Source organism: Micrococcaceae bacterium Sec5.7, assembly GCA_039636785.1.
In the GTDB taxonomy this organism is placed as follows: domain Bacteria; phylum Actinomycetota; class Actinomycetes; order Actinomycetales; family Micrococcaceae; genus Arthrobacter.
Map to the genome: position 1 here is coordinate 631,659 of CP144169.1, position 25,103 is coordinate 656,761.

A 25,103-nucleotide genomic window follows, 5' to 3' on the forward strand; every position below is an offset into this window, starting at 1 on the left:
TCTAGTGGGCCACGGCGGCGGCGCCGTGTTCGTCGATCAGGGCACCGGTTTCGAAGCGTTCCAGTGCAAAGGGCTTGTTGAGCTTGTGGGGGGTGCCGGTGGCGATGGTGTGCGCGAATGTCAGTCCGGCGGCGGGGGTGGCTTTGAACCCGCCGGTGCCCCAGCCGCAGTTCACGAACATGTTTTCCACCGGTGTGGTGCCGACAATCGGCGAGGCGTCCAGTGTGGTGTCCACGATCCCGCCCCAGGTCCGGAGCACGTGGGCCCTGGCAAAGATCGGAAAGAGCTCGACGGCGGCAGCCATCTGATGCTCGATCACGTGGAACGATCCGCGCTGGCCGTAGCCGTTGTAGGAATCCACGCCGGCGCCCATGACCAGTTCGCCCTTGTGCGCCTGGGAGACATAGACGTGGACGTGGTTGGACATCACCACGGTGGGGTGGACAGGCTCGTGCAGTTCAGAGACCAGGGCCTGGAGGGGGTGCGACTGGATGGGCAGCCGGAACCCTGCCATCTCGGCCAGGACGCTGCTGTGGCCCGCGGCAGCGAGGCCCACCTTTTCGGTGTGGATGGTGCCGCGGTTGGTCTTGACGCCCACCACCCGGTTGCCGTCCTTGAGGAAGCCCGTGACTTCGCAGTTCTGGATGATGTCCACACCCAGTTCATCGCACTTGCGGGCGAAGGCCCACGCCACGTGGTCGTGCTTAGCGATGCCGGCGCGCGGCTGGTACGTGGCGCCCATGACCGGGTAGCGGATGTTGTCGTTGATGTTCAGGATGGGGCAGAGTTCCTTGACCTGCTGCGGGTCCAGCCACTCGGCATCCACGCCGTTGAGCTTGTTGGCACCGACGCGCCGGATGCTTTCGCGGACGTCGCCCAGGGTGTGGGCGAGGTTCATGACGCCGCGCTGGCTGAACAGGAAATCGTATTCGAGCTCTTCTGGCAGGATTTCCCACAGCTTGAGGGCGTGCTCGTAGATGGCCGCGCTCTCGTCCCAGAGGTAGTTTGAGCGGATGATGGTGGTGTTGCGGGCCATGTTGCCGCCGGCCAGCCAGCCCTTTTCCAGCACCGCGATGTTGGTCATGCCATGGTTCTTGGCCAGGAAGTAAGCCGTAGCCAGGCCGTGTCCGCCGCCGCCCACAATCACCGCGTCGTAGGAGGATTTGGGCTCCGGGTTGCGCCAGAGGAAATCCGGGTGTTCCGGAGGCTGATGAGTGGTCACTGTCCTGCTCCGATCATTTCTGCATCGAGTTCAGTTGCCGCTGCATCGGTACCGGCGCCGTTGCCGGTGCTGCCAAAAGACAGATGCGCGTAGAGCGGGAACCTTGCGGCCAGTGCGCTGACCCGGCCGCGGAGTTCGACGGCGGTTTCCTCGCTGAGCTGCCCGTCTTGCGTTGATGCGGCGAGGGCTTCCGCGATGATGTCCGCCACTTCGGCGAATTCGGGGACTCCGAAGCCGCGGGTGGCCAGTGCCGGTGTGCCTATCCGCAGGCCCGAGGAAACCATGGGCGGGCGCGGGTCGAATGGAACAGCGTTGCGGTTCACGGTGATGCCGATCCGGTGCAGGCGGTCTTCCGCCTGTTGCCCATCCAGTTCAGAATGCCGCAGGTCGACCAGTACCAGGTGCACATCGGTGCCGCCGTTCACCACCGAAATGCCGGCGGCGCCGACGTCGTCCTTCAACAGCCTGGAGGCCAGAATCCGGGCGCCTTCCAGCGTTCGCTGCTGCCTTTCCCTGAACTCCACGGACGCGGCGATCTTGAAGGCCACCGCCTTAGCAGCAATCACATGTTCCAGCGGTCCGCCCTGCTGGCCGGGGAAAACAGCACTGTTGATCTTGCGGGCGTACTGCTCCTTGCTCAGGATCACGCCGCCGCGGGGGCCGCCCAGGGTCTTGTGCGTTGTGGTGGTGACGACGTCGGCGTACGGCACCGGATTCGGGTGCAGCCCGGCGGCCACCAGCCCTGCGAAGTGGGCCATGTCCACCATCAGGTAGGCACCGACCAGATCGGCGATGCGGCGGAATTCGGCGAAATCCAGCTGCCTGGAGTAGGCAGACCAGCCGGCCACGATCATCCTGGGCCGGTGTTGGAGCGCCAATGATTCCACCTCGGCCATATCCACCAGGTGATCTTCTTCGCTCACGTGGTAGGGGATGACTTTGTAGAGCTTGCCGGAGAAGTTGAGGCGCATGCCGTGCGTGAGGTGGCCGCCGTGGGCCAGGGCCAGCCCCATGATCGTGTCACCGGGTTCCAGCAGCGCAGACATAGCGGCGGCGTTGGCCTGGGCTCCGGAGTGCGGCTGCACGTTGGCGGCCTCGGCTCCGAACAGTGCTTTGACGCGGTCAATTGCCAGCTGCTCAATCACGTCCACGTGCTCGCAACCGCCGTAGTAGCGCTTGCCCGGGTAGCCCTCGGCGTACTTATTGGTCAGCACCGAGCCCTGCGCCTCCATCACGGAAGCCGGCGCGAAGTTCTCCGACGCGATCATCTCCAGCGTTGACTGCTGGCGGATGAGCTCCTGGGAAATGGCCTGGGCGACTTCGGCGTCGACGTTGGCGAGGGTGTGGTTCAGCTGCCCTGTCATGGCTTCCTCCTTGAAATACCTAAACGTGTTGACTGTTCGACTACTGGTCTATAACTGATATATTAGATTTAGTGAAATAGTATGTTGTGGATCACGCGGCGTCAACAGTCCGGCGCAATGTGACCGCAGGGCCGCCTGGCAGCCCCGGACCGCAGGATTGGAAGCAGGACCATGAGCATCGCCCCTGAATCGCTGGAGGCCAGCGCACCGGACGCCGGAGCGCCGGCAACTTCCCTGGCCGAGCATGCCTACCTGCAGTTGCGGGACAAACTCATCATGCTCGAAATCAGGCCTGGCGATCCCCTCAACGACGGCCGGATTGCCGCCGAACTTGGCATCGGGCGCACCCCGGTACGGGAGGCCATCAAGCGGCTGGAAAGTGACCACCTGGTGGTTTCCTACCCGCGCCGCGGAACGTTTGCCACCGGCGTCGACATCACCGAACTCGCGGACGTCTCGGAAATCCGGGAGCTCCTTGAGCCGCTGGCCGCCCGCCGCGCCGCGGGCATGGCCAGTCCCCGGTTGCGCCAGGAACTGCGGGACGTGGCCACGGCCATCGGTGCTCTGGACGGCGAGGCCACGCAGCATGAACTGATGCGCTACGACATAACGGTGCACCGGCTCATCTACAAAGCAGCAGCCAACCCACACCTTGAGGATGTGCTGATCCGCTGCGACAACCTGGCCACCCGGATCTGGTGTCTGATGCTGGACAAAATACCCTCGGTGTCGGGGCACATCACCGAACATGTGGAGCTGCTTAACGCGATCGCCGATGGCAATGCCGACCTTGCAGCGGAACTTGCACTGCACCACGTGACGAGCTTCGAGGAGAGTGTCCGCAGCGTTCTCTAGGCCGGGTTCTCTAGGATGAACACTATGGATGCCGATGATTCCTCCCTTAACGAGCTTGATCCAGCGGGCCCCCACCAAGGCGGTGTGCAGTCGGTGGACCGGGCCATCACTGTCCTTGAGATCCTGGCGCGCAACGGTGACGCCGGCGTGAGCGAAATCGCCGAGGAAATGGGCGTGCACAAGTCGACGGCGTCACGGCTGTTGAGCGCTCTTGATGCCCGCGGCATGGTCCAGCAGAACAGCGAACGGGGCAAGTACCAGCTCGGTTTCACCATCCTGCGGCTGGCCAGCGCGATACCGGCGCGGCTCAGCCTGGTCAGGGAGGCTCGTGCGGATTTGGAGTCACTCGCAGAGGAGTTCTCGGAGACCGCAAACCTGGCTGTGCTCCGGTCCAACTTCGCCGTGAACGTGGACCAGGCGATCGGCCCGTCGACACTTGGTACACAGGACTGGATCGGCGGGCTGACTCCGCTGCACGCCACCTCCAGCGGCAAGGTGCTGCTTGCTGCCTTGTCGGTCGGGGAGCGAAACCGCGTTCTCGCTGAGGCCGGACAGGCCGCTCTGACGCTTCGCACCATCACCTCCCGGAACGAATTGGAAAAGCAGCTGCTGGTTGTGGCCGAGGCGGGGTATGCCACGGTCTACGAGGAACTCGAACCCGGGCTGAACGCCATCGCAGTCCCGGTCTGGAACTACAGCGGTGCGGTGGTTGGTTCCGTCAGCTTGTCCGGCCCGGCCTTCCGCTTTGACCCGGAGAAAATACCCGGCCTCATTGCGTCCCTCAAGAAGGCCGGGCAATCAATCAGCGCCAGAATGGGCTACACCGGGCGCTGAGCCGGCGATTCACGCCTCGTCAGGAACATCCGTGATCCTGCCGGTCACCCAGCTGTGGAAGGCTTCAATGTGGTGCTCACTGGGCACCAGGACTCCACCCGCGGCGTAGACCTTGGATCCCATGGCGGGCTGGCACCGTTCGCACGCATCAAAATCCTGCTGGTTCACCCGGTGGAAGAGCTCCACAGACGCCGTGACGTCCTTGCCGGACTCGACAACACTCGGCAGGTACAGCCAGTCACATTCAACAATGGTCCGGTCTGCGGCCAATGGAAACATCCGGTGGATGATGACGTGGTCCGGGACGAGGTTCACAAAGACGTTGGGCTTGATGGTGACGGCGTAGTAGCGCCGGTCCTGGTCTTCCCCCACACCGGGCAAGCGGTCCAGGCCCTCTGATCCGTCAACGGTGAAGCCCTTGACGTCTTCGCCGAATTCAGCACCGTGTCCCACGAAGTATTGTGCCGCAAGGCCGTCGGCAAATTCCGGCAGCACTTCCGTCAGTTCGGGGTGGATAGTGGCGCAGTGGTAGCACTCCATGAAGTTTTCAATGATGAGCTTCCAGTTCGCCTTGACGTCATACCTGATGCGCCGGCCCAGGCTCAGGTTGGCAATGTCGTAATCCTCCACCGCCTGCAGACTCCCGAGCCGCTCCTCGATGGCACCCATGACATCTTCCTCGAAGGAGGGAGGCTCGTCGGCCAGGCACACCCAGGCGTACCCCATGTATTCGCGCACGGGGATCTTGACGAGGCCATACTCATTGCGGTCGATGTCCGGCATCTTCGTCAGGTTGGGGGCGGCGATGAGTTTGCCTTCAAGGTCATACGTCCAGGCGTGGTACGGGCACTGGAACGAGCGGCTGGCCTCACCGGATTCCTCCATGCACAGCTTCACGCCGCGGTGCCGGCAGATGTTGTAGAACGCCCGCACCTCGCCCTTTCTGGTCCGGTTGATCAGGACACTCTCGCGGCCGATCTGCACCGTCTTGAAGGAGCCCGGCTTTTCGAGATCCGCGGTCCGCACGGCGCAAAACCACATCTGTTCGAAGATGCGCTCCTGCTCTGCACGGAAAATCTCTTCACTCACATACGTGTGGCCGGGAAGAGTGGGGATCAGGCTTGGGGAAACTACTTCAGTGGTCATTCTGACTCCTTTGCGATGATACTAGCGTTGGCGGTATTGGCTGGACGGCTACAAGGCAGCCAGGACAGGCTGCAGACTGGCCGGCCGGGCGTTGAGTTGCCTACGCCAGCGGGTGAACAGCCGGGGCTGGTTCACCCCGAGTACACCGACGGCCTCCACACCCCGGTAGTAGACAGCCAGAAAACTGTTCTGCGCGGGGTCGCCGGCCTCGATGGCCACGCGCTCGGCCTCGCGTGCATGGCCAGCGAACTGCAGCTTGATGCCGTATTGATCGGACCAGAAATACGGCACATTCAGTGGCAGCGGCGCCGCGCCAGGGTCCAGCAGAGCGGCGATCGCCAGGGCGGGGCGTTCCTGGGCACCGCTCCAATGTTCAACGCGGTGGTGCTTTCCGGCCCGGTGGTCCAGCCATGCGGCGCAGTCACCAACGGCGACAACCCCTGGAACGCTGGTCCGGCCCATGGAGTCACACAGGACGCCGTCGCCGATTTCCAGGCCGGAACCGGCCAGCCATCCGACGTTGGGTACGGCCCCGATGCCCACCAGCACGACGTCGGCGGAGCGGTACCGGCCATCGCTCAGCCGGATCCCGGTAACGTTGCCTTCCCCGCTGTAATACGAGTCGATGCCTGTGTCACAAATCAGCTCCACGCCGTTCATGGAATGAAGCCTTGCCAGGACGGCGCCCATCTCAGCACCGAGGGGGCCGCTCAAGGGAATCGGTCCGGTACAGATGATGGTGACATCCATCCCCAACGCCTTTGCTGTGGACGCGACCTCGGCGCCGATGAACCCACCTCCCACAACCAGCAGGCGGCCACCCGGCACCAGCTCGGGGGCAAGGTCCTGTGCGTCCAGGAGCGTTCGCAGCGTGAAGACATTGGACAGGCCAGCCAGCTCCGGCAGGGTCCGGGCAGAGGCGCCGGTGGCGATCACGACGCCGTCCGCCGCCACGGTTCTTCCGTCACCGAGTGTGACGATCCGGGAGGCGGCGTCGAAGCTGTGCGCACGGGTGCCGAGCAGCCATTCGGCCTGCAGCGGGTCGTCGCCTGATCCGGCGTCCTGCGTTTCGAGGGAGAGGTCGCTGACGCTGATCCTCCCCGCCAGGAATTCCTTGGACAGCGGCGGGCGGTCATAGGGACGGTGCGGCTCGTCACCGATGATGAGCAGCCGGCCGCGGAAGCCCTGGGCACGTGCCGCCCGCGCGGCGGAAATCCCGGCCAGTGATGCCCCCACAATCGCCAATGTCTGCATGGCCACCTCCCAATTCTTTCGAGTGCAACGAATTGCGCATTACGCAACATTCATCTCTATGCGAAACAGCGTGACCGAACTCACAGGCCTATGTCAAGCAAACGGCGGATTAGGATTTAACCCTTGACAAGGCAGAGTGAGGTGGATCACGCTGTTGCGTATTGTGATCGGAGTTGATCATGGAACAACCAGCCCGCAGCTTTAGCCGATACCGGTGATATGAGGTTCATCAGATGCACAACGCTTGTCCGCTCAGCGCATTGGCTCCCGGGGACGCCCTTCGACTGGATACATCCCCGCCGATTGCCGTATTCCACACCGAAGACGGCGAACTCTTTGCCCTCGACGACACCTGCACCCACCAGGACGCTTCTTTGGCGGATGGCTGGGTTGAAGGATGCGAGGTGGAATGCCCCTTGCACGCATCGAAGTTCAATCTGCGCACCGGCGCAGTTGACGCACCGCCGGCAAAGCTTCCGGTCCGCGTCCACCAAGTAGTTGTTGTGGACGGCAACATCATGGTCAAAGAGTCCGAAGATGCACCCAATCTGCCTCCCGGCCTGACCGTCAATGGCCATGTCTAGGCCCTCCGGCACGTTGGGACACCTCACCACTGAACAAGTCCTTCCACGCAACACGTCATTCCAAGCAACGAGGTGAAGATCTTGACCATTCAACTGAGCAACGAGCTCCGGGCAGTTGCAGGTTCTCCTGAGGCGTCGGCTCCAGCCGTGGACACAACCGGACGGACCGCATCACCGTTTGTCCTGACCGTGGCCTGCCCCGAACGCCCTGGGATTGTCCACGCCGTGTCCAGCTTTCTGGCCGGGCGCGGTTTTGATATTTCAGAGCACCAGCAGTTCGATGACCACGTCAGCGGCACGCTTTTCCTGCGTACCGCCTTCACGGGTGCCCGTGGCGTCAGCGCAGACTCCGCCACAGCTCTGAACGGCCCCGTGGCATCCAGCACGGCGGATTCCCTCGCTGCGGACTTCGCCGGAGTGGCGCGTGAGTTCGGGATGTCGTTCCGCTTCCATGACGATCGCCCGCAGCGTGTGTTGGTGATGGTTTCCAAGTTCGGGCACTGTCTCAACGATCTGATCTTCCGCTGGCGCGCCGGCAGCCTGGGCGCGGACATCGTCGCCGTCGTCTCCAACCATGAGGACCTGCGGCCCATGGCGGAAGCCGCCGGTCTGCCGTTCATCCATGTGCCCGTCACGGCGCAGGGCAAACCGGACGCCGAGCGCCGGATGCTGGAACTCGTCGACGAATACCAGGCGGACCTGGTGGTCCTGGCACGCTACATGCAGGTGCTTTCGGACGAACTGTGTGGCGCCCTGCGCGCGCGTGCCATCAACATCCACCACTCATTCCTGCCGGGGTTCAAAGGCGCCAAACCCTACCACCAGGCGTACGAGCGCGGCGTCAAGCTCGTGGGTGCCACCGCGCATTACGTCACGGCGGAGCTCGACGAAGGTCCCATCATCGAGCAGGAGGTGTTCCGCGTGGACCACGGAGTGGATCCCGAGTCACTGGTCACGGCGGGCCGCGACGCCGAGGCCATTGCACTCTCCCGCGCCGTGAAGTGGCATTGCCAGCACCGGGTCCTGCTCAACAACTCGCGCACCGTCGTCTTCCGCTAGAGCGCCGGCTTATCCAACGCCGGCACGCCCAACACCCCCGCCACACGTTAAATCTCGCCACACGTTAAATACAGGAGCTCCCGCATGACCACAACTCCCCGTGTCGTTATCATCGGCGCCGGCATCGTCGGCGCAAATCTGGCCGATGAACTGTCCACCCGCGGCTGGACCAACATCACCGTCGTCGAACAGGGGCCGCTGGATCTGGCCGGAGGCTCGACGTCCCACGCGCCCGGACTGGTGTTCCAGACGAATCCGTCCAAGACCATGACCGAGTTCGCCGCCTACACCGTGGACAAGCTCCTCGCTCTGAGCGAGGACGGGGTCTCCTGTTTCAACCAGGTGGGCGGCCTGGAGCTGGCCACCACGGAGGAACGCCTGCAGGATCTCAAGCGCAAGCTGGGGTATGCCACCTCATGGGGCATCGAGGGGCGGCTGATCGATCCGGACGAATGCTCAAAGCACTACCCGCTGCTGAACCAGGACATGGTGCTTGGCGGCCTCTACGTTCCGTCCGACGGCCTGGCCTCCGCGGCCCGTGCAGTCCGGCTGCTGATGCGCAAGGCCACGGCCGCCGGGGTGACGTTCAGGGGCTCGACGCCGGTGACCGGCATCGAGCAATCCGGCGGACGGGTCACCGGCGTCCAGACGCCCGACGGCGTGATCCCGGCGGACATCGTGGTCTCCTGCGCCGGTTTCTGGGGTCCGAAGATCGGCGCCATGGTGGGCATGGCCGTGCCGCTGCTGCCGCTGGCACACCAGTATGTGAAGACGGCCGCCGTGCCTGAACTGCTCGGCAAGAATGACCTGGCAAACCCTCTCGATCCGGCGAACGGTGCCCGGATGCCGATCCTGCGGCATCAGGACAAGGACCTCTACTTCCGTGAGCACGGGGACCGGATCGGCATCGGATCCTATGCCCACCGCCCCATGCCGGTGGATCTCCGCGAGCTCCCGGAGGTCGCGGCCGCGCAGATGTCCGAACACCGGATGCCATCCCGGCTGGACTTCACCGAGGCGGATTTCCTGCCCTGCTGGGAGGACAGCAAGGAACTGCTGCCGGCCCTGAACGGCGCACGGATTGCGGACGGCTTCAACGGCATCTTCTCCTTCACCCCCGACGGCGGCCCGCTGGTGGGCCAGTCTCCCGACGTTGAGGGTTTCTACGTGGCCGAAGCTGTCTGGGTTACCCATTCGGCCGGCGTCGCCCGGGCAGTGGCCGAGCTGCTGATCGAGGGCCAGTCCCGCATTCCGCTGCACGAATGCGAAGTCTCCCGCTTCGAGGCAGTGCAGACGGCCGAAAGCTATGTCAGCGAAACCTCGCAGCAGAACTTCGTGGAAATCTATGATGTGCTGCACCCGTTGCAGCCGCGCCGGTCCCCGCGCGATCTGCGCGTCAGCCCCTTCAACGGCAGGCAGAAGGAACTGGGCGCCTTCTTCCTGGAAGCCGGCGGCTGGGAGCGCCCGCACTGGTTTGAGGCCAACCGACCCCTGCTGGCCGGGCTGCCCGCTGAGTGGAGGGCGCCGGAACGCGAGCCGTGGGCCGCCATGTTCCACTCCCCCGTTTCCGCCGCCGAGGCGTGGAAGACCCGCACCGCCGTCGCGCTTTATGACATGACCGCGCTGAAGCGGCTGGAGGTTTCCGGACCGGGAGCGCTGGCGCTCCTGCAGCGTCTGAGCGCCGGCCAGATCGACAAGAAGCCCGGCGCCGTCACGTACTGCCTGCTCCTCAACGACGACGGCGGAGTCCGCAGCGACATCACCATCGCACGGCTGGATGAGACCACATTCCAGGTCGGAGCCAACGGCAACATCGACTTCGACTACTTCACCACCGAGGCACGGAGACAGACCGCCGCAGACGTCAGCCAGTGGGTCCAGATCCGGGACATCACCGGTTCCACCTGCTGCATCGGGCTCTGGGGGCCGCTGGCCCGCGAGGTCATCGCCAAGGTCAGCTCCGATGATTTCAGCAATGACGGGCTGCGCTATTTCCGTACCAAACCGGTTCACATTGGCGGCATTCCCGTGACGGCCATGCGGCTGTCCTATGTCGGCGAACTGGGCTGGGAACTGTACACCACCGCTGAAAACGGGCTGAAGCTCTGGGACATTCTCTTTGCGGCCGGGCAGGAACAGGGCATCATCGCGGCCGGCCGCGGAGCCTTCAACAGCCTGCGCCTGGAAAAGGGCTACCGGCTGTGGGGCACCGACGTTACGCCCGAACATGAGCCGTACCAGGCAGGCCTGGGCTTCTCGATCGGCAAGAACAAGGAGTCGTTTGTGGGCTCCGAGGCTCTCGCCGTGCGACGCGAGCAGCCAGCGGCCCGGCAGCTGCGCTGCCTGACCGTCGACGACGGCACTTCTGTGGTGCTGGGCAAGGAACCCGTGTACTTCAACGGGGAACCTGCCGGGTACGTCACGAGCGCCGCGTACGGCTACACCGTCCGCCGCCCGATCGCCTACGCGTGGCTGCCCGCCGACGCCGCGGTGGGCGACGCCGTCGAAATCGAGTATTTCGGAACCCGCATCGCCGCCACCGTGGCCGCGGAACCCCTGGTGGATCCGGGGATGGAACGCCTCCGCGGCTGACCACCATCCGTGTGAATCACACAGTGACATTTCAAGACCACGTCCAAGGAGACCTTGAACCATGACGAACGAAAGCTACGACTACGTGATTGTAGGCGGGGGCAGCGCCGGATCGGTCCTGGCCGACCGCCTGAGTGCCGACGGCACCCACACGGTGCTGGTCCTTGAAGCGGGCCGCAGCGACTATCCCTGGGATCTGTTCATTCAGATGCCGGCGGCCCTCACTTTCCCCAGCGGCAACAGGTTCTACGACTGGCAGTACCGCTCAGATCCGGAACCCCACATGAAGGGCCGGAGGATCGCCCATGCCCGTGGCAAGGTGCTTGGCGGGTCCAGCTCCATCAACGGAATGATCTTCCAGCGGGGCAACCCCCTGGATTATGAGCGCTGGGGAGCGGACGCAGGCATGGCAACGTGGGACTTCGCCCATTGCCTCCCGTATTTCAACCGCATGGAAAACGCCCTGGCCGCCGATCCTGCCGATGAGCTGCGCGGACATGACGGCCCGTTGGTGCTGGAGCGGGGCCCGGCCCGCAATCCCCTGTTCCAGGCGTTTTTCCGGGCAGCCACAGAGGCCGGCTACACCCGGACCGACGACGTCAACGGATACCGGCAGGAGGGCTTTGGCCCCTTCGACCGCAATGTCCACAAGGGGCAGCGCCTCTCGGCGTCACGCGCCTACCTCAGGCCGCACCGTGACCGCAGCAACCTCACGGTCCGCACCCGCGCGCATGTCACTCGAATCAACTTCAACGGCACCGTGGCCACCGGGGTCAGCTACCGCAGGAACGGCCGGCTCCGCACCGTGGACGCCAAAGAGGTGGTTCTCTGCGGCGGCGCCATCAACACCCCACAGCTCCTGCAGCTGTCAGGCGTGGGCAACCCGGCGCACCTGAAGTCCCTGGGCATCCAGCCTGTTGTTGATCTGCCCGGCGTCGGTGAAAACCTGCAGGATCACTTGGAGGTCTATGTGCAGCACGCCTGCACGCAGCCGGTCTCCATGCAGCCGAACCTGAGCCTCTGGCGCTATCCCCTGATCGGGTTGCAGTGGCTGCTGGGCCGCACCGGCCCCGCTGCTACCAACCATTTTGAAGGAGGAGGGTTTGTCCGCTCCAATGAGGACGTTGAGTACCCGAATCTGATGTTCCATTTCCTTCCCGTGGCAGTCCGGTATGACGGGCAAAAGGCCGCGGCAAAGCACGGCTACCAGGTCCATATCGGTCCCATGTATTCGGATGCCAGGGGAAGCATCAAAATCACCTCGACGGATCCGGCAGTGCACCCGTCGATGCTGTTCAACTATCTGTCCACTGACCAGGACAAGCGTGAGTGGGTCGAAGCGATCCGCATTACGCGCGACATCCTGGAGCAATCCGCCATGGCCCCGTTCAACGGCGGGGAACTTTCCCCGGGCCGCGCCGTCCAGACCGACGCCGAGATTCTGGAATGGGTGGCACGGGACGCGGAAACCGCCCTTCACCCATCCTGCACAGCGAAAATGGGGCCGGCATCGGATCCGATGGCGGTGGTTGACCCGCTCACCATGAAGGTGCACGGCACCTCCGGGCTGCGGGTGGCCGACGCCTCGGCCATGCCATACGTGACCAACGGCAACATCTACGCCCCGGTCATGATGCTTGCAGAGAAGGCAGCAGACCTGATTCTCGGCCAGGACCCGCTCGCTCCTGTGGCTGCGGATTTCTATCGGCACGGCACAAGCCAGCTGGCCGGGGCCATGCATCAGGAAACCGTCATGCATCAGGAAACGCCGCAGGCGCAATCAACAGCACCACGGAACCGGAGAGAATCATGAACAGCGTGCAACTTGCCGAAAGCCAGGTCGGGCTGGTCCGCGGCGCCTATCTGGACGGCGGGTGGGCGCAGTCGGCGGGCGGAAATATCCGGGTCATCACGTGCCCGGCGGACGGGACACATGTAGCTGACATTGCCGAATGCATCGCAGCCGATGCCGAAGCGGCGGTCGACAGCGCACGCCGGGCGTTCGATGACGGCGGCTGGCCGGCAAGCAGCGAAAAGGAGCGGGGACGGATCCTGCTGCGCACTGCCGACCTGCTGGAACGCGACAAAGCGGTCTATGCGAAGGCTGAGGCCCTGGATACCGGGAAGCGGTACGTCGAAGCGGAATACGACATCGACGACGTCGTAGCCTGCTTCCGGTACTACGGCGGCATTGCCGGCACGGATGCCGGACGGGTCATCGACACGGGGGTCCCCGGGGCAATCAGCCGGATCATTCACGTCCCGGTCGGAGTCTGCGGCCTGATCACACCATGGAACTACCCGCTCCTTCAGGCCTCATGGAAGGTTGCGCCGGCCCTGCTGGCGGGGAACACCTTTGTCCTCAAGCCCAGTGAGCTGACGCCGTCGACTTCCATCCTGCTGATGGACACGCTGCGCGAGGCAGGGGTTCCGGCCGGCGTCGCCAATCTTGTGACCGGTTCCGGCCCGGAAGTCGGTGCCGTCCTGAGCTCTGACCCACGGGTGGATCTGGTGTCCTTCACCGGCGGGCTGGCAACGGGCAAACGCATCATGGCAACCGCTGCCTCCACAGTGAAACGCGTTGCGCTCGAGCTCGGAGGCAAGAACCCGAACATTGTGTTTGCCGACTCCGACCGGGAAGCCGCCATTGACAACGCCCTGACAGCGGTCTTCCTGCATTCCGGCCAGGTCTGCTCCGCTGGTACGCGGCTCATCGTCGAAGAGTCGATCCACGATGAGTTTGTCACGGAGCTCGCCCGGCGCGCACAGAAAATCCGCCTCGGCGGCCCGTTTGATGACCGGGCGCAGACAGGTCCCCTGATCTCGTCCGCCCACCGCAGCAAGGTGCACGCTTACGTTCAGGCCGGTATCGCCGAAGGAGCACGGCTGCTGTGCGGCGGGTTCATTCCGGACGCTGCGCCTCTGGCCCAGGGCAGCTACTACCCTCCCACCATCCTCGACGGCTGCCACAGCGCGATGAGCGTGGTGCAGGAAGAGTCCTTCGGACCGGTACTGACCGTGGAGACTTTCACTACCGAACAGGAGGCCATACGGCTGGCCAATGACACGATTTATGGCCTGGCGGGGGCTGTGTGGACAGGCGACGCGTCGCGTGCCCAGCGGGTGGCGCAGGCACTGCGCCACGGAACTGTCTGGATTAACGACTACCACCCCTATGTTCCGCAGGCGGAATGGGGCGGCTTCGGCCAGTCCGGCAACGGCCGGGAACTGGGCATACAGGGCCTTGCGGAATACCGCGAGACCAAACATATCTGGCAGAACATCAACCCCGGGCCCAGCCACTGGTTCGAGCCTTCAGCGGCAGGAGAGCAGCCATGAACAAGCCCGAAATATCAGTGCGGAATCTCTGGAAGGTCTTTGGGCCCGGCGGTGAAAAGATACCGAATGATCCCGAGCTCTGCGGGTTGAACTCGGCCGAGCTGCTGGAACGTACCGGCTGCGTGGCCGCGGTCAGGAATATGAATTTCGACGTCGCCAAGGGCGAAGTGTTCGTCGTCATGGGACTGTCCGGTTCCGGGAAGTCGACTCTGGTCCGGTGTCTGACCCGTCTGATTGAACCGACGTCGGGTCAGGTCCTGGTGGATGGCAAGGACGTCCTGCAGGCAGGCACCGCCGAACTGCGCGAGCTGCGCCGGCGCAAGATGTCCATGGTGTTTCAGCATTTCGGCCTCCTCCCGCACCGCACCGTTCTGGACAACGTTTCCTACGGCCTGCAGATCCGGGGAGCGGCCAAGAACGAGCGATACGCAAGATCACGCGAAATCATCGACCTGGTGGGGCTCACGGGTTACGAACGGCATTTCCCCGACCAGCTTTCGGGCGGTATGCAGCAGCGCGTCGGCCTGGGCCGGGCCCTCGCCGGAGACCCGGACACCATCCTGTTTGACGAACCGTTCTCCGCCTTGGATCCGTTGATCCGCCGCGATATGCAGGCAGAAGTCATCCGGCTGCACAAAGAGATGGGGAAGACCATGGTCTTTGTCACCCACGACCTGTCCGAGGCGCTCAAACTGGGCGACCGCATCCTGATCATGCGCAACGGCGAGACGGTCCAATGTGGCACGGGCGACGACCTGGTCGGATCACCGGCAGACGACTACATTGCGGATTTCGTATCCGAAGTCCCGCGCGCCGACGTCCTGACACTGAAATGGATTACCGGACCGGTGGCGCCAGCAGCCCCCGCAGATGCTCCCGTCCTTTCTTCCACGATGATCATCCGCGACGCCATTCCGACAGTGATGCATTCCTCGTGTGCGGTGATGGTAGCGGACGACGCCGGAAGGATCCTGGGCCAGATCGACCGCGACAGCATCCTGTCAGTCCTCCGCAGCCGGGAAGTTGCGGCCTGATGTCCACCATCGTTCGCGACAGATCCGTGCTACGGACAGACACCGTCACCGCTCCGGAGCCCCGCCGCCGGCTGAGCCGGCGCACCTGGCTGCTGCTGGGAGCCGCCGTTCTCTGGCTGCTGGGCTTCCTGTTCCTCCGCGGCACCGGCACGTTGGCGCTGCCAGCCTCCGAGCTGACAGAACTGCACCGCAGCCTCAACCAGTTCAACGCCTGGGTCGCAGCAAACCGCAGCGACAACCCCGTCTTCCTCTACCTGCTCACGCCCCTCCGGGCCGCCGTCGATGCCGTGGCCAACTTCTTCGTCGTCATTTTTGCCGCCAGTCCCACAGGCCTTCGGTTGCCGGAAGTGGGTTGGCTGGGAACGGTTGCGTTGCTGAGCTGGGTCGCCTTCGCCGTCGGCAATGTCCGCGTGGCAGTGCTGACCGCAGCCGTGTTCGTATTCTTCGGCCTGCAGGGCCTGTTCGTTGAAGCCGCGTACACCTTCGCCCTCGTCATCACGGCTGTCCTGTTGACGCTGATGATCGGCATTCCCCTGGGTGTGCTGGCCGGAATCAGCAAACGCGTCGCAAGGGTGATCACTCCCGTCCTGGACTTCATGCAGACACTGCCCACCTTTGTCTATCTGGCTCCGCTGGCGCTGATCTTCCTGATCGGTCCGGCGTCTGCCGTCATCGCCACCGTCATCTACGCGGCGCCTCCGGTGATCCGGCTGACGGCGCACGGCATCAGGAGCATCCCGGAGGACACCCGGGAAGCCTCGGACTCGCTGGGAACCACCGGCTGGCAGCGGCTGTGCACGCTGCAGCTGCCGATGGCCCGGCGAACCGTCGTGATGGGCATCAACCAGAGCACCATGGCGGCACTGTCCATGGTGACAATCGCAGCCCTGATCGCAGCTCCGGGACTGGGCCAGATAGTCATTCGCGCCCTGCAGTCACTGGACGTCGGCACGGCCGTAAACGCCGGACTGTCGATAGTTTTGCTGGCCATTGTCCTGGACCGGGTCACAACAGCGGCCAGCCGGCGGGCGGAACCCGGGGCGCGCCAAGGAAGCAGGATGTCCCACCGGACCCGGCTGATCGTTCTCGCTATCACCCTTGCCCTGACGGCCGTGCTGGTGCAATTGTCGCGGACGGTGCTCTGGGCGGCGGCTTTTCCGAAAAACCTCAGCATAGGCCCGGCCGTTGTCGACGGAGTCACTGCTGCCAGCGAGTGGCTGCAGACCCATCTGTTCTTCTTCACCGTGTCATTCCGCGAGGCCGTCACCGTCGGAATTCTCAACCCTTTTCAAGCGCTGCTCACCGAAACACCGTTTTTCATCCTGGTTGCCGTCATAGCGATCGCTGCCTATGCGATCGGCAGTTGGAAACTGGCCGCACTGACCACGTCCTGCCTGGCTCTGATCATTTACCTGGGTTTGTGGAGCGACGCCATGGTGACCTTGGCGGGCACTTTGGTGGCCGCCGTCGTCGTGATTGTCCTGGGCATTGTCTTCGGCGTGGCGATGGGCAGATCCAACAGGGTGGACCAGGCCATGCGGCCAATGCTTGATGCCGCCCAGACGTTGCCTGCCTTTGTCTATTTGGTTCCTTTTCTCGGGCTGTTTGGAGCGACGCGCTTCACTGCCATCGTCGCGGGCATCATCTATGCAGCCCCCGTGGCTATTAAGATCACGGCCGACGGCATTGCCGGAATTTCCCCGACGGTGGTGGAGGCAGCCGTGTCCAGCGGTTCAACCCCCTGGCAGGTCATCACCAAGGTCCAGCTCCCCATGGCCCGGCAATCACTTGCTCTGGCGGCCAACCAGGGCCTGATTTACGTCCTCGCCATGGTGGTAGTCGGTGCGCTGGTGGGCGCCGGCGGACTTGGCTACGACGTCGTCGCAGGATTTGTTCAAAGCTCACTCTTCGGCAAAGGCCTCGCGGCCGGCCTGGCCATCGTCTTTCTGGGCATCTTGCTGGACCGCATGACCCAGGCGGCCGCCGCCACACCTGTCAGGAAACCGCCTGCCGGAATACCGGCTTCAACGTAACAGCCCTGACGGATCACCGTACCGGTCCGCAGGAACACCCGTCCCACAACAAGGAGATCGAACCATGTCAAAATCTGCACTGTTGCTTAAACGTACTATCCCCAGGGCCGCAGCAGCCGTGGCCGCCGCCTTGGTACTTGGCGGCTGCGGCGGCGCATCGGTCAATCAGGTGGAAGCTGCAGGCTCCGCGGGCCCGGCGTGCGGGACCGTTAATGTGGCGCTGAACGCCTGGGTGGGCTATACCGCCAACGCTGCCGTGTACAGCTATGTGGCGAAGGACAAACTCGGCTGCACCGTGGTCCAGAAGGACCTTTCGGAACAGATCTCCTGGCAGGGTTTCGGGTCCGGCGAAGTGGACGTCATCATCGAAAACTGGGGCCACGACGACTTGGCCAAGCAGTACATTACGGACCAGGCGGTGGCCGTCGATGCCGGTCCCACCGGCAACGAGGGCCACATCGGCTGGTACGTGGCACCGTGGATGGCGGCAAAATACCCCGACATCACGGACGGGAAGAACCTGAACAAGTACGCGGAACTGCTGAAAACGTCCGAGTCCGGAGGCAAGGGACAGGTGCTGGACGGCGATCCGGCGTTCGTCACCAACGACGAGGCCCTGGTAAAGAATCTCGACCTCAACTACAAGGTGGTGTTTTCGGGTTCGGAGGCGGCACTGATCCAGTCGTTCCGTTCCGCTGAAAAGAACAAGACGCCGCTGCTGGGATATTTCTATGAACCGCAGTGGTTCCTTTCCGAGGTCCCGCTGGCCAAGGTCAACCTTCCGAAGTGGACCCAGGGCTGCGACGCTGATCCGGAGAAAGTTGCGTGTGACTACCCGGTGTACACGCTGAACAAAATCGTCTCGAAGAAGTTCGCGGACAGCGGCTCACCGGCCGCGCAGCTGGCGAAGTCATTCAAGTGGACCAACGAAGACCAGAACTCAGTGGCTACGGACATTCAGGCCGGCATGAAGCCTGAAGCGGCAGCCAAAAAATGGGTCGACGCCCATTCCCAGGTGGTCGATTCCTGGCTTAAGTAGCTTCCGAAGCCGTCAGGCCGGGCACCGCAGCTGGGGGACAAGCTGGAGTGCACGGCCTGGCGGCCATGTTCTCTTTAATGCGCATTTTCTCGAGGTCTTGGGGTCGTATGGTCTTGATGGGCAAAACGGCGTGCTCCTTGCCTGTCTAATCATGAGTCCCGGCCGCGAATACTCATGGAGAAGTATCGTTGAGGTGTCCGGCCGTCAAGGGAGGCCACCAATGATCGGCATGACCAGACCCGTTCTGGGCATCAAAGGGTCGGGTAGGAACCTCAGGGTACGGGTGGCCCCGCCCCGGACCCGCTGGCAACCGTGCGGGAGTGCTGCCGGGCCGCAACAGCCGTGGATAAGGCGATGGGAGAGGCCATCCGGGAGGCAGTCTCGGCCGGTCGCAGCTGGGCAGAAGTGGGTGATGCATTGACCACAACTGAAGCCGAATCAGCAAGCGACGTCATAGAAGCATATGCGGCGGCCCGCGAGTCCTCGTGGAGGCAGTTTTGGGGTCTCAACGGAACTTCGGGTTAGTCCAGCCCGGACCGGAAGCCCTCACGCCAGCTTGAGTAGGATGGCTGCCACCCAAGCGCCCGTCTGGCTTTGGTGTTCGAAGATCCGCCTGATCATGGGGCCGCTGTATTGCGTGATACACGATGGACGCTAAGGCACCTGATGCTCGAAAGACAGTTGTTCGTCGGTGCCTTGTGACCACGTGCCTAGGGCCCGGCGACTGGCTTTGAGGATCGCCAAAGCGAAAGGCCGGCTGAAGGACAAGCAGCCACAGCTCTCCGCGCCGCAGCAACGCCATCTCGTGCAGCTGCACCACGCCGGCGAGCATAGCCAAGCTGAGCTTTTGCTGAACTCTTCACCGTGGCACGGTGGGCCGTGTACCAGACCGGCCAACGACCGGACGGTGGACCAAGGGCTATACGGCGGAGGCAAGGTTGAAGCTGGCATCCAGCAACAAAACGTCTGCCCCAACGGACCTGACATCCATCAAGAGCCCGCTGCTGACCACGTCACCAAACACATGGTCAGGCTGCAGCAGCCGGAGTTCTTCTGCCAGACAGTCTGCCAAGCTACGAACGGGGATCACCAGTTGCTGGTCGGCGTAGCCGTCCCGCCGGAGCGTAGCCTTGCCGTCGTTCCGGCGAAGGAATTCGATGTCACAGTGGGCGGTTCGTATTCTTACGCTCCGAACCTGGGAGTCGCCCGGACTGTTGATCATGGTCACTGGAACGTGAAACGCCCAGCGCAACCACGCAGCGAGCAGGATGCTGCTGGGAGAGCCTTCTTCTGCGGTGATAGTGACGTCCAGAATATGGGTGCCGCTGAGTCCGTTCATGGCCGCCGTAAGCTGGTTCCGCCAGAATGTTATGCGTGTCCACGCAAAATCGGAGTCGCCGGCGGTGTAGCCGTTTCTGAGCTGCTCCAGGGCCGTTCCGGGGTTAGTGAGGGCGGCACAGTCCGAAATGCGCCGCTGGGCAATCCTGCCGACTGGAGTGTTGGCCATGGGCGGTTCACAGCCCTGGGGCCACCATGCGACGATCGGTGAATCCGGAAGCAAAAAGGGCACAATCAGTGACTCCGCTTGATGTGCCAGCTCCCCGGCAGCCCGCAGCACAATAACTTCTGAGGCTCCGCATTCTCCCCCAGGTGTCACTTGAGCGTCCAGATTGTCAGATGCAGCGGCTGACCCTGCTACGAAAGCAATAATTCTGCACGGATATTTCCGCCCGGCAAGCCTGGCTGCCGCAATGGCTTCCTGTTCGTGGCCGTCCCGAGTCAGGACGATGAGGGTTAGCGCCCTGCTCAGGGCCCCCACGCCGTTGTGTGCGCGGTGCCGGCGGATCGTCTTGGCGATCTGTTCTGTTGTAGTCGTACGGAGCTCAACGATCACGGCCTTCTCCACGTCCTTCCGTCACGTTCAAGTAGTTCGTCCGCCGACCGCGGGCCCCAACTGCCCGGGGCGTATGGCTCAGGTTTAGTGCCCTCCGATGCCCAGAACGCTTCGAATGGATCGATGATCTTCCACGACAGTTCAACTTCCTCGTGGCGGGGAAACAACGGCAGATCTCCGAGCAGGACGTCGAGGATGAGGCGTTCGTAGGCTTCGGGGCTGGTCTCCGTGAACGAGTGGCCATAACCAAAATCCATGGTGACGTCGCGGACTTCCATTTGTGCGCCTGGCACCTTGGAGGCGAAGCGGATGGTGACACCCTCATCCGGCTGCACTCGGACGACAACAACATTCTGACTGAACGCGTTTCCGGCGTCAGGGAACAGAAGGTTGGGAACTTTCTTGAACACAACAGCGATCTCACTGACTCGTCGGCCCATGCGTTTGCCGGCGCGTAAGTAGAACGGGGCACCAGCCCAACGCCTGGTGTTGATGTCCAGGCGCAGAGCGGCAAACGTCTCCGTCCTGGAGTTCGGATCGAATCCGGCCTCGTCTGTCAGGCCCTTGACCCTTTCACCACCCTGCCAGCCATTGGTGTACTGCCCGCGGGCGCAGTGGAGGGACAGGTCGCCAGGAAGCCGGACGGCCGCCAGGACTTTCTCTTTCTCGGTCCGGAGATCAACTGCATTAAAGGAAATCGGCTCCTCCATGGCTGTCAACGCCATCAACTGCAGGAGGTGGTTCTGGATGACATCGCGAGCGGCTCCAACGCCGTCGTAGTATCCTGCACGACCGCCGATTCCGATGTCCTCTGCCACGGTGATCTGCACATGATCGACGTAGTTGGCATTCCACAGCGGCTCGAACATCTGGTTGGCAAACCGCAGGGCAAGGATGTTCTGGACGGTCTCCTTCCCGAGATAGTGATCGATACGGAACACCGAATCGGCAGGAAAAACTTCCTCGACGATGGCGTTCAGCTCCCGGGCCGAGTCCAAATCATGCCCAAATGGCTTCTCAATGACCACCCTTCGCCATGCACTGCGAGGAGCCTGCGCGAGTCCGTGGTCCGATAACTGCTGGCAGACCAGAGGGAACGCCACTGGCGGGATGGAAAGGTAGAAGGCATAGTTGCCTTGGGTGCCATGGTGCGCGTCCAAGTCTTCAAGGACCGTTTTCAACCGGGCGAACGCGTCGTCGTCGTCGAATTCGCCTGGGACAAACCGGATACCCGCCACTAGCTGCAACCACACGTCCTCATCAAAGGGAGTGCGTGAATAGTCCTGGATTGACTCTCTTGCTTCCTTGGCGAATAAATCGTTTCCCGAGCTACCCCTGCCGAATCCGACCAGGGCGAAATTCGGGGGAAGGAGGCCGCGGCTCATCAGGTCGTACACGGCAGGAATGAGTTTCTTACGGGCGAGATCCCCGGTCGCGCCAAAGATCACCAACGCGGATGGTTCTGCGAGCCTGTTGAGCCGTCTGTCGCTTCGGACCAACAGTGCCTCCGCGCCCTGGAGTACATCACTTTCGATCATCAGCGAACTTTCGGGCAGGTATTGAAATGTGTGTTGGAAGACGCGGATACGGAGGGGAAGCTGCCTTCCCCTCCGTATCCGGAGCGCTACTTGATAGCGGCCTTGAGTGCCTTGGCTGCCGCGGCGGGATCTGCTGCACCGTAGATGGCACCTCCGGCGACTGCAACATCAGCACCCGCTGCCTGCACCTTGTCGATGGTGTCGATGTTGACTCCTCCGGCGACGGAGAAGGGAACCCGGGCTTCTTCGCCGGCGGCCAGCAGGACGCCCAGGTCGTAGCCCGGTTTTGCCTGCTCGTCCAGGCCGGCGTGGAATTCAACGAATTTGGCGCCGAGAGCCAGGACCTCCTTGGCTCGGGTCACCTTGTCCGGGACTCCGATCAGGTCAACCACTACTCCCTTCTTGTGAGCCGTGGCAGCCTTGACAGCGCCGACGATGGTGGAATCGTCGGCCGATCCGAGGACGGTGACGAGATCAGCTCCGGCTTTGAAGGCAATGTCGGCTTCGAGCTCGCCCGCATCCATGGTCTTCAGGTCAGCGAAGACAATCTTGTCCGGGTAGGCCGCTTTGACAGCGGTCACGGCCGAGAGCCCTGCGTTCTTGATCAGTGGCGTGCCGAGCTCCAGAATGTCGACAAACGGAGCGACCTTCCCGGCCAGCGTGAGGGCATCCTCTGTGGTCAGAACGTCCATAGCTACCTGCAGTTTCATGCTGTTCCTTCGTGTTGATGGTTGGGTCTGTGTGGTTGGTTCTTATTCGAGGTTGGCGTGGCGGGGCCACAGCTCATCGGCCGGGACACCATGGAGATCCCACACCGTTTGGAAAACTGCTTCCGTGGTGATCAGAAGCGCCTGCTCGAAGAGGCTTCCTGAATACTGGCGCGAGAGCGTGCCCCGATGATCTGTCTTCTGGGCCGCGGGGATGATGAAAACACGGTCGGAGAGGCTGGCGAGGGCCGCGTCCGCCGTCGTGGTGTATGACGCGACCTTTGCCCCAACGCGTGCTGCCGTGGCCGCTGCGTGGACAACACTGGACGTGGTGCCTGATCCGGATGCTGCGATCAAAAGATCTCCCGGCCCGATGGCGGGCGTAGTGGACTCGCCCACGACATGGACGGTCAGTCCAAGATGCATCAGGCGCATCGCCGCCATTTTCAGCACCAGGCCGCTGCGGCCGGCACCGACCACGAAGATGCGGTCCGCTTGCTGGATCAGGCGGACCAGCGGTTCGGCCTGTCCGATATCGAGGCGGTCAATGATGTCGGCAATTTCGCTCGTGATGAGCGCGAGGTTTCCGGCCAGGTCCGTGTGCTCCAATACAGCTGGCTCCGTCATGGCCAACTCCTTCCGTCATGGTGTGTTCTCGTCAGAAACAAGCCTTGTCGATCGAAAGGGTGGTGATAACCCCCAAACCTGACGGTTTTTCCCACCCGTTCGGGTAGTCAGCCCGTCACCCACGCTCTAGGCTTGTGGCCATGACTCTCACCAAGAACGGCCCTTCTGTCGCGCCGCTGGCTCAAGTGCTGCGGTGCTCCGAACCTTGGTTTGAGGCCGTGAGCGGACTGATGGCAGCGCCGCTGATGGACATGGCTGAGCGGCTCCATAAGGCCGCGCAGCCCTATGTCGGCCACAGTGCGCTGGTGATCTTCACGGAAGAATGCACCGGCCGGCCGCAGAAGAAGGCCGGCGATGAGTCAGTTATTGCCCGGGTCACCATTGGGGAACTGGACAACATTCGTTCCGTACTGGTTTATCCGGCACCGTTTGAGGGCGAGGCGCTGATTGCCGGGGAGTTGAGACCGGTATTGGCACTGCTCTCAGAAACCAACGCCATGCTCGTCCTGACGGAGCCGGCGTTTCCCACGACATCGGCGGCTGACCGCGAGGCAGGCCTTGGCCTGCTGGAGCAACTGTGGCGTCTGACGGCGCTGCGGATCAGGGAGAAGGTTTCCGAGGCCCCGCCGGCTTATCTCGTTGAATCCCGGGCCGCCTCGGCCGAACGTGCACGGATCACCGCTGAACTGACGGATCAGCATTCGACGACCCTGGAGACTCTGCTTGCGGCCCTGAGATCGGCAGCCCTGGACGATGCTGCGGCGCGCAGGACTGTGACCGATCTGGCGGCTGCGGCGCTCGTGCAGCTGCGGACCGCGAGCGACAGGACCATATCGATGATTGAAGAGCCAGTTGGCACTGCGTTTGAACGGCTCAAGGATGACCTCCGCCCGCTGGTCCGGTTCAGCGGCATCGATGTCCAGTTTGTCGAACCGCCGGCCGGCGGCCGAGCCCTACCTGGAGAGATAGCAAATGCAGCCCGTGCCGTGGTCCGAGGACTCGTCCTCGCCATGGTTGAACAGCCCCGGATTGAAAGGGTCCGGGTGCAGTGGGACTGCGACGGCGAAAACCTCCTGATCAACGTCCGTGACGACGGGTCCGGCCAGCTGTCCGGCGAGGCGGCAGGCATCCAGCGGCTAAACCAGCGTGTTGTCGCCCTTGGCGGGAAAATGGCCGTAAGCGTCATTCCCGGGTGGGGGTCGGACGTCTCGGTGGTCATGCCGCTTGACCCTCCGTCCCGGCCAGCCACCGACGCGAATGCCTGGAACCTGGCTCAGCGGGAGCTGCAGGTCCTGCAGCTCCTGACGGAAGGCAAACGGAACCGGGCCATCTCCATGGGCCTTGGCATCACGGAAAATACGGTGAAATTCCATGTCCGGAACGTGTTCAGGAAACTGGGGGTCTCGTCCCGCGCCGAGGCCATCACCCTTGCACGGGACGCCGGCATCCGATAGCGGCGAGTGATGTAACCACCGGAGGCGTTCATGCTGTCAGCCTAGCCAGCAGTGTCTGGGGTGCTCCGTCAGATGCCGGTCCAGCTTGGCGAGCGTTTTTTCGATGCTCGCCGGGTGCCGGCGGAGGTAGCCTGCCAGCCGAAGGTAGATCTTGCCGCGGACCTGCCGGGCATCCCACTGTTCCGTCACCAGCGTTCCGGGAGTACCGGCGTCGTCCGTTGTTGGTTCCAGCAGATAACGCCACACGTGTCCGTAGAAATGCCGCCAGCCGATAAGCCGGCCTTCCTCGAATTCACAGACCGTGTTGAGGATCTTGTACTCAACCATCATGTTCATTTCCATGCCGAACTTTGAGCCGAGGGACAGCCGCTCCGGTCCGCGGGGCTGAACTCCCTTGACGGTTTCGGAACCGTCGATCACGCTGTGCAGCGCCGGCGTTGCCAGCACTTCGAAAATCTCTTCGGGAGACGCGGCAATGAAACAACCGCGCGACACCAGGTATCTGTTGTTCATCCACCCAGCCTAGGC

General features: G+C 63.1%; 20 protein-coding genes. 11 read left to right on the forward strand and 9 right to left on the reverse strand.

The genetic code is table 11. The features are described 5' to 3' along the window. Position 1 precedes the first annotated feature (1 nt). Complete coding sequence (locus tag V3C33_02900; GenBank protein ID XAS68290.1) at positions 2-1,222, reverse strand: sarcosine oxidase subunit beta family protein; 1,221 nt, start codon at positions 1,220-1,222, stop codon at positions 2-4. Further along, positions 1,219-2,586: a serine hydroxymethyltransferase gene (gene glyA / locus V3C33_02905; protein XAS68291.1), complete on the reverse strand. Its 1,368-nt coding sequence runs from the start codon at positions 2,584-2,586 to the stop codon at positions 1,219-1,221. Before glyA ends, V3C33_02900 begins: the two co-directional genes overlap by 4 nt. Positions 2,587-2,757: 171 nt before the next feature. On the opposite strand from glyA, the gene V3C33_02910 reads away from it, so the two are divergent. After that, a complete protein-coding gene (locus tag V3C33_02910; protein ID XAS68292.1) occupies positions 2,758-3,441 on the forward strand; it encodes a GntR family transcriptional regulator in 684 nt (227 codons plus the stop codon). Between the two features lie 24 nt (positions 3,442-3,465). Then, positions 3,466-4,275 carry an IclR family transcriptional regulator gene (locus V3C33_02915; GenBank protein XAS68293.1) on the forward strand — a complete coding sequence of 270 codons (810 nt, stop codon included), beginning with the start codon at positions 3,466-3,468 and terminating at the stop codon, positions 4,273-4,275. Positions 4,276-4,284: 9 nt separating this feature from the next. Here the strand turns inward: V3C33_02915 and V3C33_02920 are convergent, their stop codons facing one another. Then, positions 4,285-5,421: an aromatic ring-hydroxylating dioxygenase subunit alpha gene (locus tag V3C33_02920; protein XAS68294.1), complete on the reverse strand. Its 1,137-nt coding sequence runs from the start codon at positions 5,419-5,421 to the stop codon at positions 4,285-4,287. 48 nt (positions 5,422-5,469) lie between these two features. Beyond that, positions 5,470-6,675 carry an FAD-dependent oxidoreductase gene (locus tag V3C33_02925; protein ID XAS69626.1) on the reverse strand — a complete coding sequence of 402 codons (1,206 nt, stop codon included), beginning with the start codon at positions 6,673-6,675 and terminating at the stop codon, positions 5,470-5,472. Between the two features lie 233 nt (positions 6,676-6,908). On the opposite strand from V3C33_02925, the gene V3C33_02930 reads away from it, so the two are divergent. The 8 genes from V3C33_02930 to V3C33_02965 all read left to right on the forward strand — a co-directional run bounded on the left by V3C33_02930 (position 6,909) and on the right by V3C33_02965 (position 18,355). Further along, on the forward strand, positions 6,909-7,259 hold the full coding sequence (locus V3C33_02930; GenBank protein XAS68295.1) for a bifunctional 3-phenylpropionate/cinnamic acid dioxygenase ferredoxin subunit: 351 nt from the start codon (positions 6,909-6,911) through the stop codon (positions 7,257-7,259). Positions 7,260-7,406: 147 nt separating this feature from the next. Continuing rightward, positions 7,407-8,318 (forward strand): formyltetrahydrofolate deformylase, encoded by a 912-nt coding sequence (gene purU / locus V3C33_02935; GenBank protein ID XAS69627.1) that lies wholly within the window; start codon positions 7,407-7,409, stop codon positions 8,316-8,318. 84 nt (positions 8,319-8,402) lie between these two features. After that, complete coding sequence (locus tag V3C33_02940; GenBank protein ID XAS68296.1) at positions 8,403-10,910, forward strand: FAD-dependent oxidoreductase; 2,508 nt, start codon at positions 8,403-8,405, stop codon at positions 10,908-10,910. Positions 10,911-10,971: 61 nt separating this feature from the next. Then, on the forward strand, positions 10,972-12,723 hold the full coding sequence (betA, locus tag V3C33_02945) for a choline dehydrogenase (protein ID XAS68297.1): 1,752 nt from the start codon (positions 10,972-10,974) through the stop codon (positions 12,721-12,723). Next, positions 12,720-14,249 (forward strand): aldehyde dehydrogenase family protein, encoded by a 1,530-nt coding sequence (locus V3C33_02950; protein XAS68298.1) that lies wholly within the window; start codon positions 12,720-12,722, stop codon positions 14,247-14,249. Before betA ends, V3C33_02950 begins: the two co-directional genes overlap by 4 nt. Beyond that, complete coding sequence (locus V3C33_02955) at positions 14,246-15,283, forward strand: glycine betaine/L-proline ABC transporter ATP-binding protein (GenBank protein XAS68299.1); 1,038 nt, start codon at positions 14,246-14,248, stop codon at positions 15,281-15,283. Before V3C33_02950 ends, V3C33_02955 begins: the two co-directional genes overlap by 4 nt. Beyond that, complete coding sequence (locus V3C33_02960; GenBank protein XAS68300.1) at positions 15,283-17,316, forward strand: ABC transporter permease subunit; 2,034 nt, start codon at positions 15,283-15,285, stop codon at positions 17,314-17,316. The genes V3C33_02955 and V3C33_02960 overlap by 1 nt, the downstream gene beginning before the upstream one ends. Before the next feature lie 64 nt (positions 17,317-17,380). Next, positions 17,381-18,355: an ABC transporter substrate-binding protein gene (locus V3C33_02965; GenBank protein ID XAS68301.1), complete on the forward strand. Its 975-nt coding sequence runs from the start codon at positions 17,381-17,383 to the stop codon at positions 18,353-18,355. A gap of 919 nt (positions 18,356-19,274) precedes the next feature. Here V3C33_02965 and V3C33_02970 read toward each other — a convergent pair. From V3C33_02970 to hxlB, 4 genes are all read right to left on the reverse strand, one after another. Beyond that, complete coding sequence (locus V3C33_02970) at positions 19,275-20,249, reverse strand: glucose-6-phosphate dehydrogenase assembly protein OpcA (GenBank protein XAS68302.1); 975 nt, start codon at positions 20,247-20,249, stop codon at positions 19,275-19,277. Continuing rightward, positions 20,246-21,787, reverse strand: a complete 1,542-nt coding sequence (gene zwf, locus V3C33_02975) for a glucose-6-phosphate dehydrogenase (protein XAS68303.1) — start codon at positions 21,785-21,787, stop codon at positions 20,246-20,248. Before zwf ends, V3C33_02970 begins: the two co-directional genes overlap by 4 nt. Positions 21,788-21,873: 86 nt before the next feature. Next, complete coding sequence (hxlA, locus tag V3C33_02980; GenBank protein ID XAS68304.1) at positions 21,874-22,497, reverse strand: 3-hexulose-6-phosphate synthase; 624 nt, start codon at positions 22,495-22,497, stop codon at positions 21,874-21,876. 42 nt (positions 22,498-22,539) lie between these two features. Beyond that, positions 22,540-23,121, reverse strand: coding sequence for a 6-phospho-3-hexuloisomerase (hxlB, locus tag V3C33_02985; GenBank protein ID XAS68305.1), 582 nt, complete (start codon positions 23,119-23,121; stop codon positions 22,540-22,542). Positions 23,122-23,351: 230 nt separating this feature from the next. Here hxlB and V3C33_02990 point away from each other — a divergent pair, with 230 nt between their 5' ends. Beyond that, complete coding sequence (locus tag V3C33_02990) at positions 23,352-24,575, forward strand: LuxR C-terminal-related transcriptional regulator (GenBank protein ID XAS69628.1); 1,224 nt, start codon at positions 23,352-23,354, stop codon at positions 24,573-24,575. A gap of 36 nt (positions 24,576-24,611) precedes the next feature. On the opposite strand, the gene V3C33_02995 is transcribed toward V3C33_02990, so the two are convergent. Further along, a complete protein-coding gene (locus V3C33_02995) occupies positions 24,612-25,088 on the reverse strand; it encodes a polyketide cyclase / dehydrase and lipid transport (protein XAS68306.1) in 477 nt (158 codons plus the stop codon). Positions 25,089-25,103 lie beyond the last annotated feature (15 nt).

Bases quoted from the DNA above. Each gene is read 5' to 3' on its own strand.
- V3C33_02995 (XAS68306.1), bottom strand. From the start codon at position 25,088: ATGAACAACAGATACCTGGTGTCGCGCGGTTGTTTCATTGCCGCGTCT.
- V3C33_02915 (XAS68293.1), top strand. From the start codon at position 3,466: ATGGATGCCGATGATTCCTCCCTTAACGAGCTTGATCCAGCGGGCCCC.
- hxlB (XAS68305.1), bottom strand. From the start codon at position 23,121: ATGACGGAGCCAGCTGTATTGGAGCACACGGACCTGGCCGGAAACCTC.
- V3C33_02910 (XAS68292.1), top strand. From the start codon at position 2,758: ATGAGCATCGCCCCTGAATCGCTGGAGGCCAGCGCACCGGACGCCGGA.
- betA (XAS68297.1), top strand. From the start codon at position 10,972: ATGACGAACGAAAGCTACGACTACGTGATTGTAGGCGGGGGCAGCGCC.
- V3C33_02960 (XAS68300.1), top strand. From the start codon at position 15,283: ATGTCCACCATCGTTCGCGACAGATCCGTGCTACGGACAGACACCGTC.
- V3C33_02940 (XAS68296.1), top strand. From the start codon at position 8,403: ATGACCACAACTCCCCGTGTCGTTATCATCGGCGCCGGCATCGTCGGC.
- zwf (XAS68303.1), bottom strand. From the start codon at position 21,787: ATGATCGAAAGTGATGTACTCCAGGGCGCGGAGGCACTGTTGGTCCGA.
- glyA (XAS68291.1), bottom strand. From the start codon at position 2,586: ATGACAGGGCAGCTGAACCACACCCTCGCCAACGTCGACGCCGAAGTC.
- V3C33_02990 (XAS69628.1), top strand. From the start codon at position 23,352: ATGGCAGCGCCGCTGATGGACATGGCTGAGCGGCTCCATAAGGCCGCG.
- V3C33_02920 (XAS68294.1), bottom strand. From the start codon at position 5,421: ATGACCACTGAAGTAGTTTCCCCAAGCCTGATCCCCACTCTTCCCGGC.
- V3C33_02950 (XAS68298.1), top strand. From the start codon at position 12,720: ATGAACAGCGTGCAACTTGCCGAAAGCCAGGTCGGGCTGGTCCGCGGC.
- V3C33_02965 (XAS68301.1), top strand. From the start codon at position 17,381: ATGTCAAAATCTGCACTGTTGCTTAAACGTACTATCCCCAGGGCCGCA.
- V3C33_02955 (XAS68299.1), top strand. From the start codon at position 14,246: ATGAACAAGCCCGAAATATCAGTGCGGAATCTCTGGAAGGTCTTTGGG.
- V3C33_02925 (XAS69626.1), bottom strand. From the start codon at position 6,675: ATGCAGACATTGGCGATTGTGGGGGCATCACTGGCCGGGATTTCCGCC.
- V3C33_02930 (XAS68295.1), top strand. From the start codon at position 6,909: ATGCACAACGCTTGTCCGCTCAGCGCATTGGCTCCCGGGGACGCCCTT.
- hxlA (XAS68304.1), bottom strand. From the start codon at position 22,497: ATGAAACTGCAGGTAGCTATGGACGTTCTGACCACAGAGGATGCCCTC.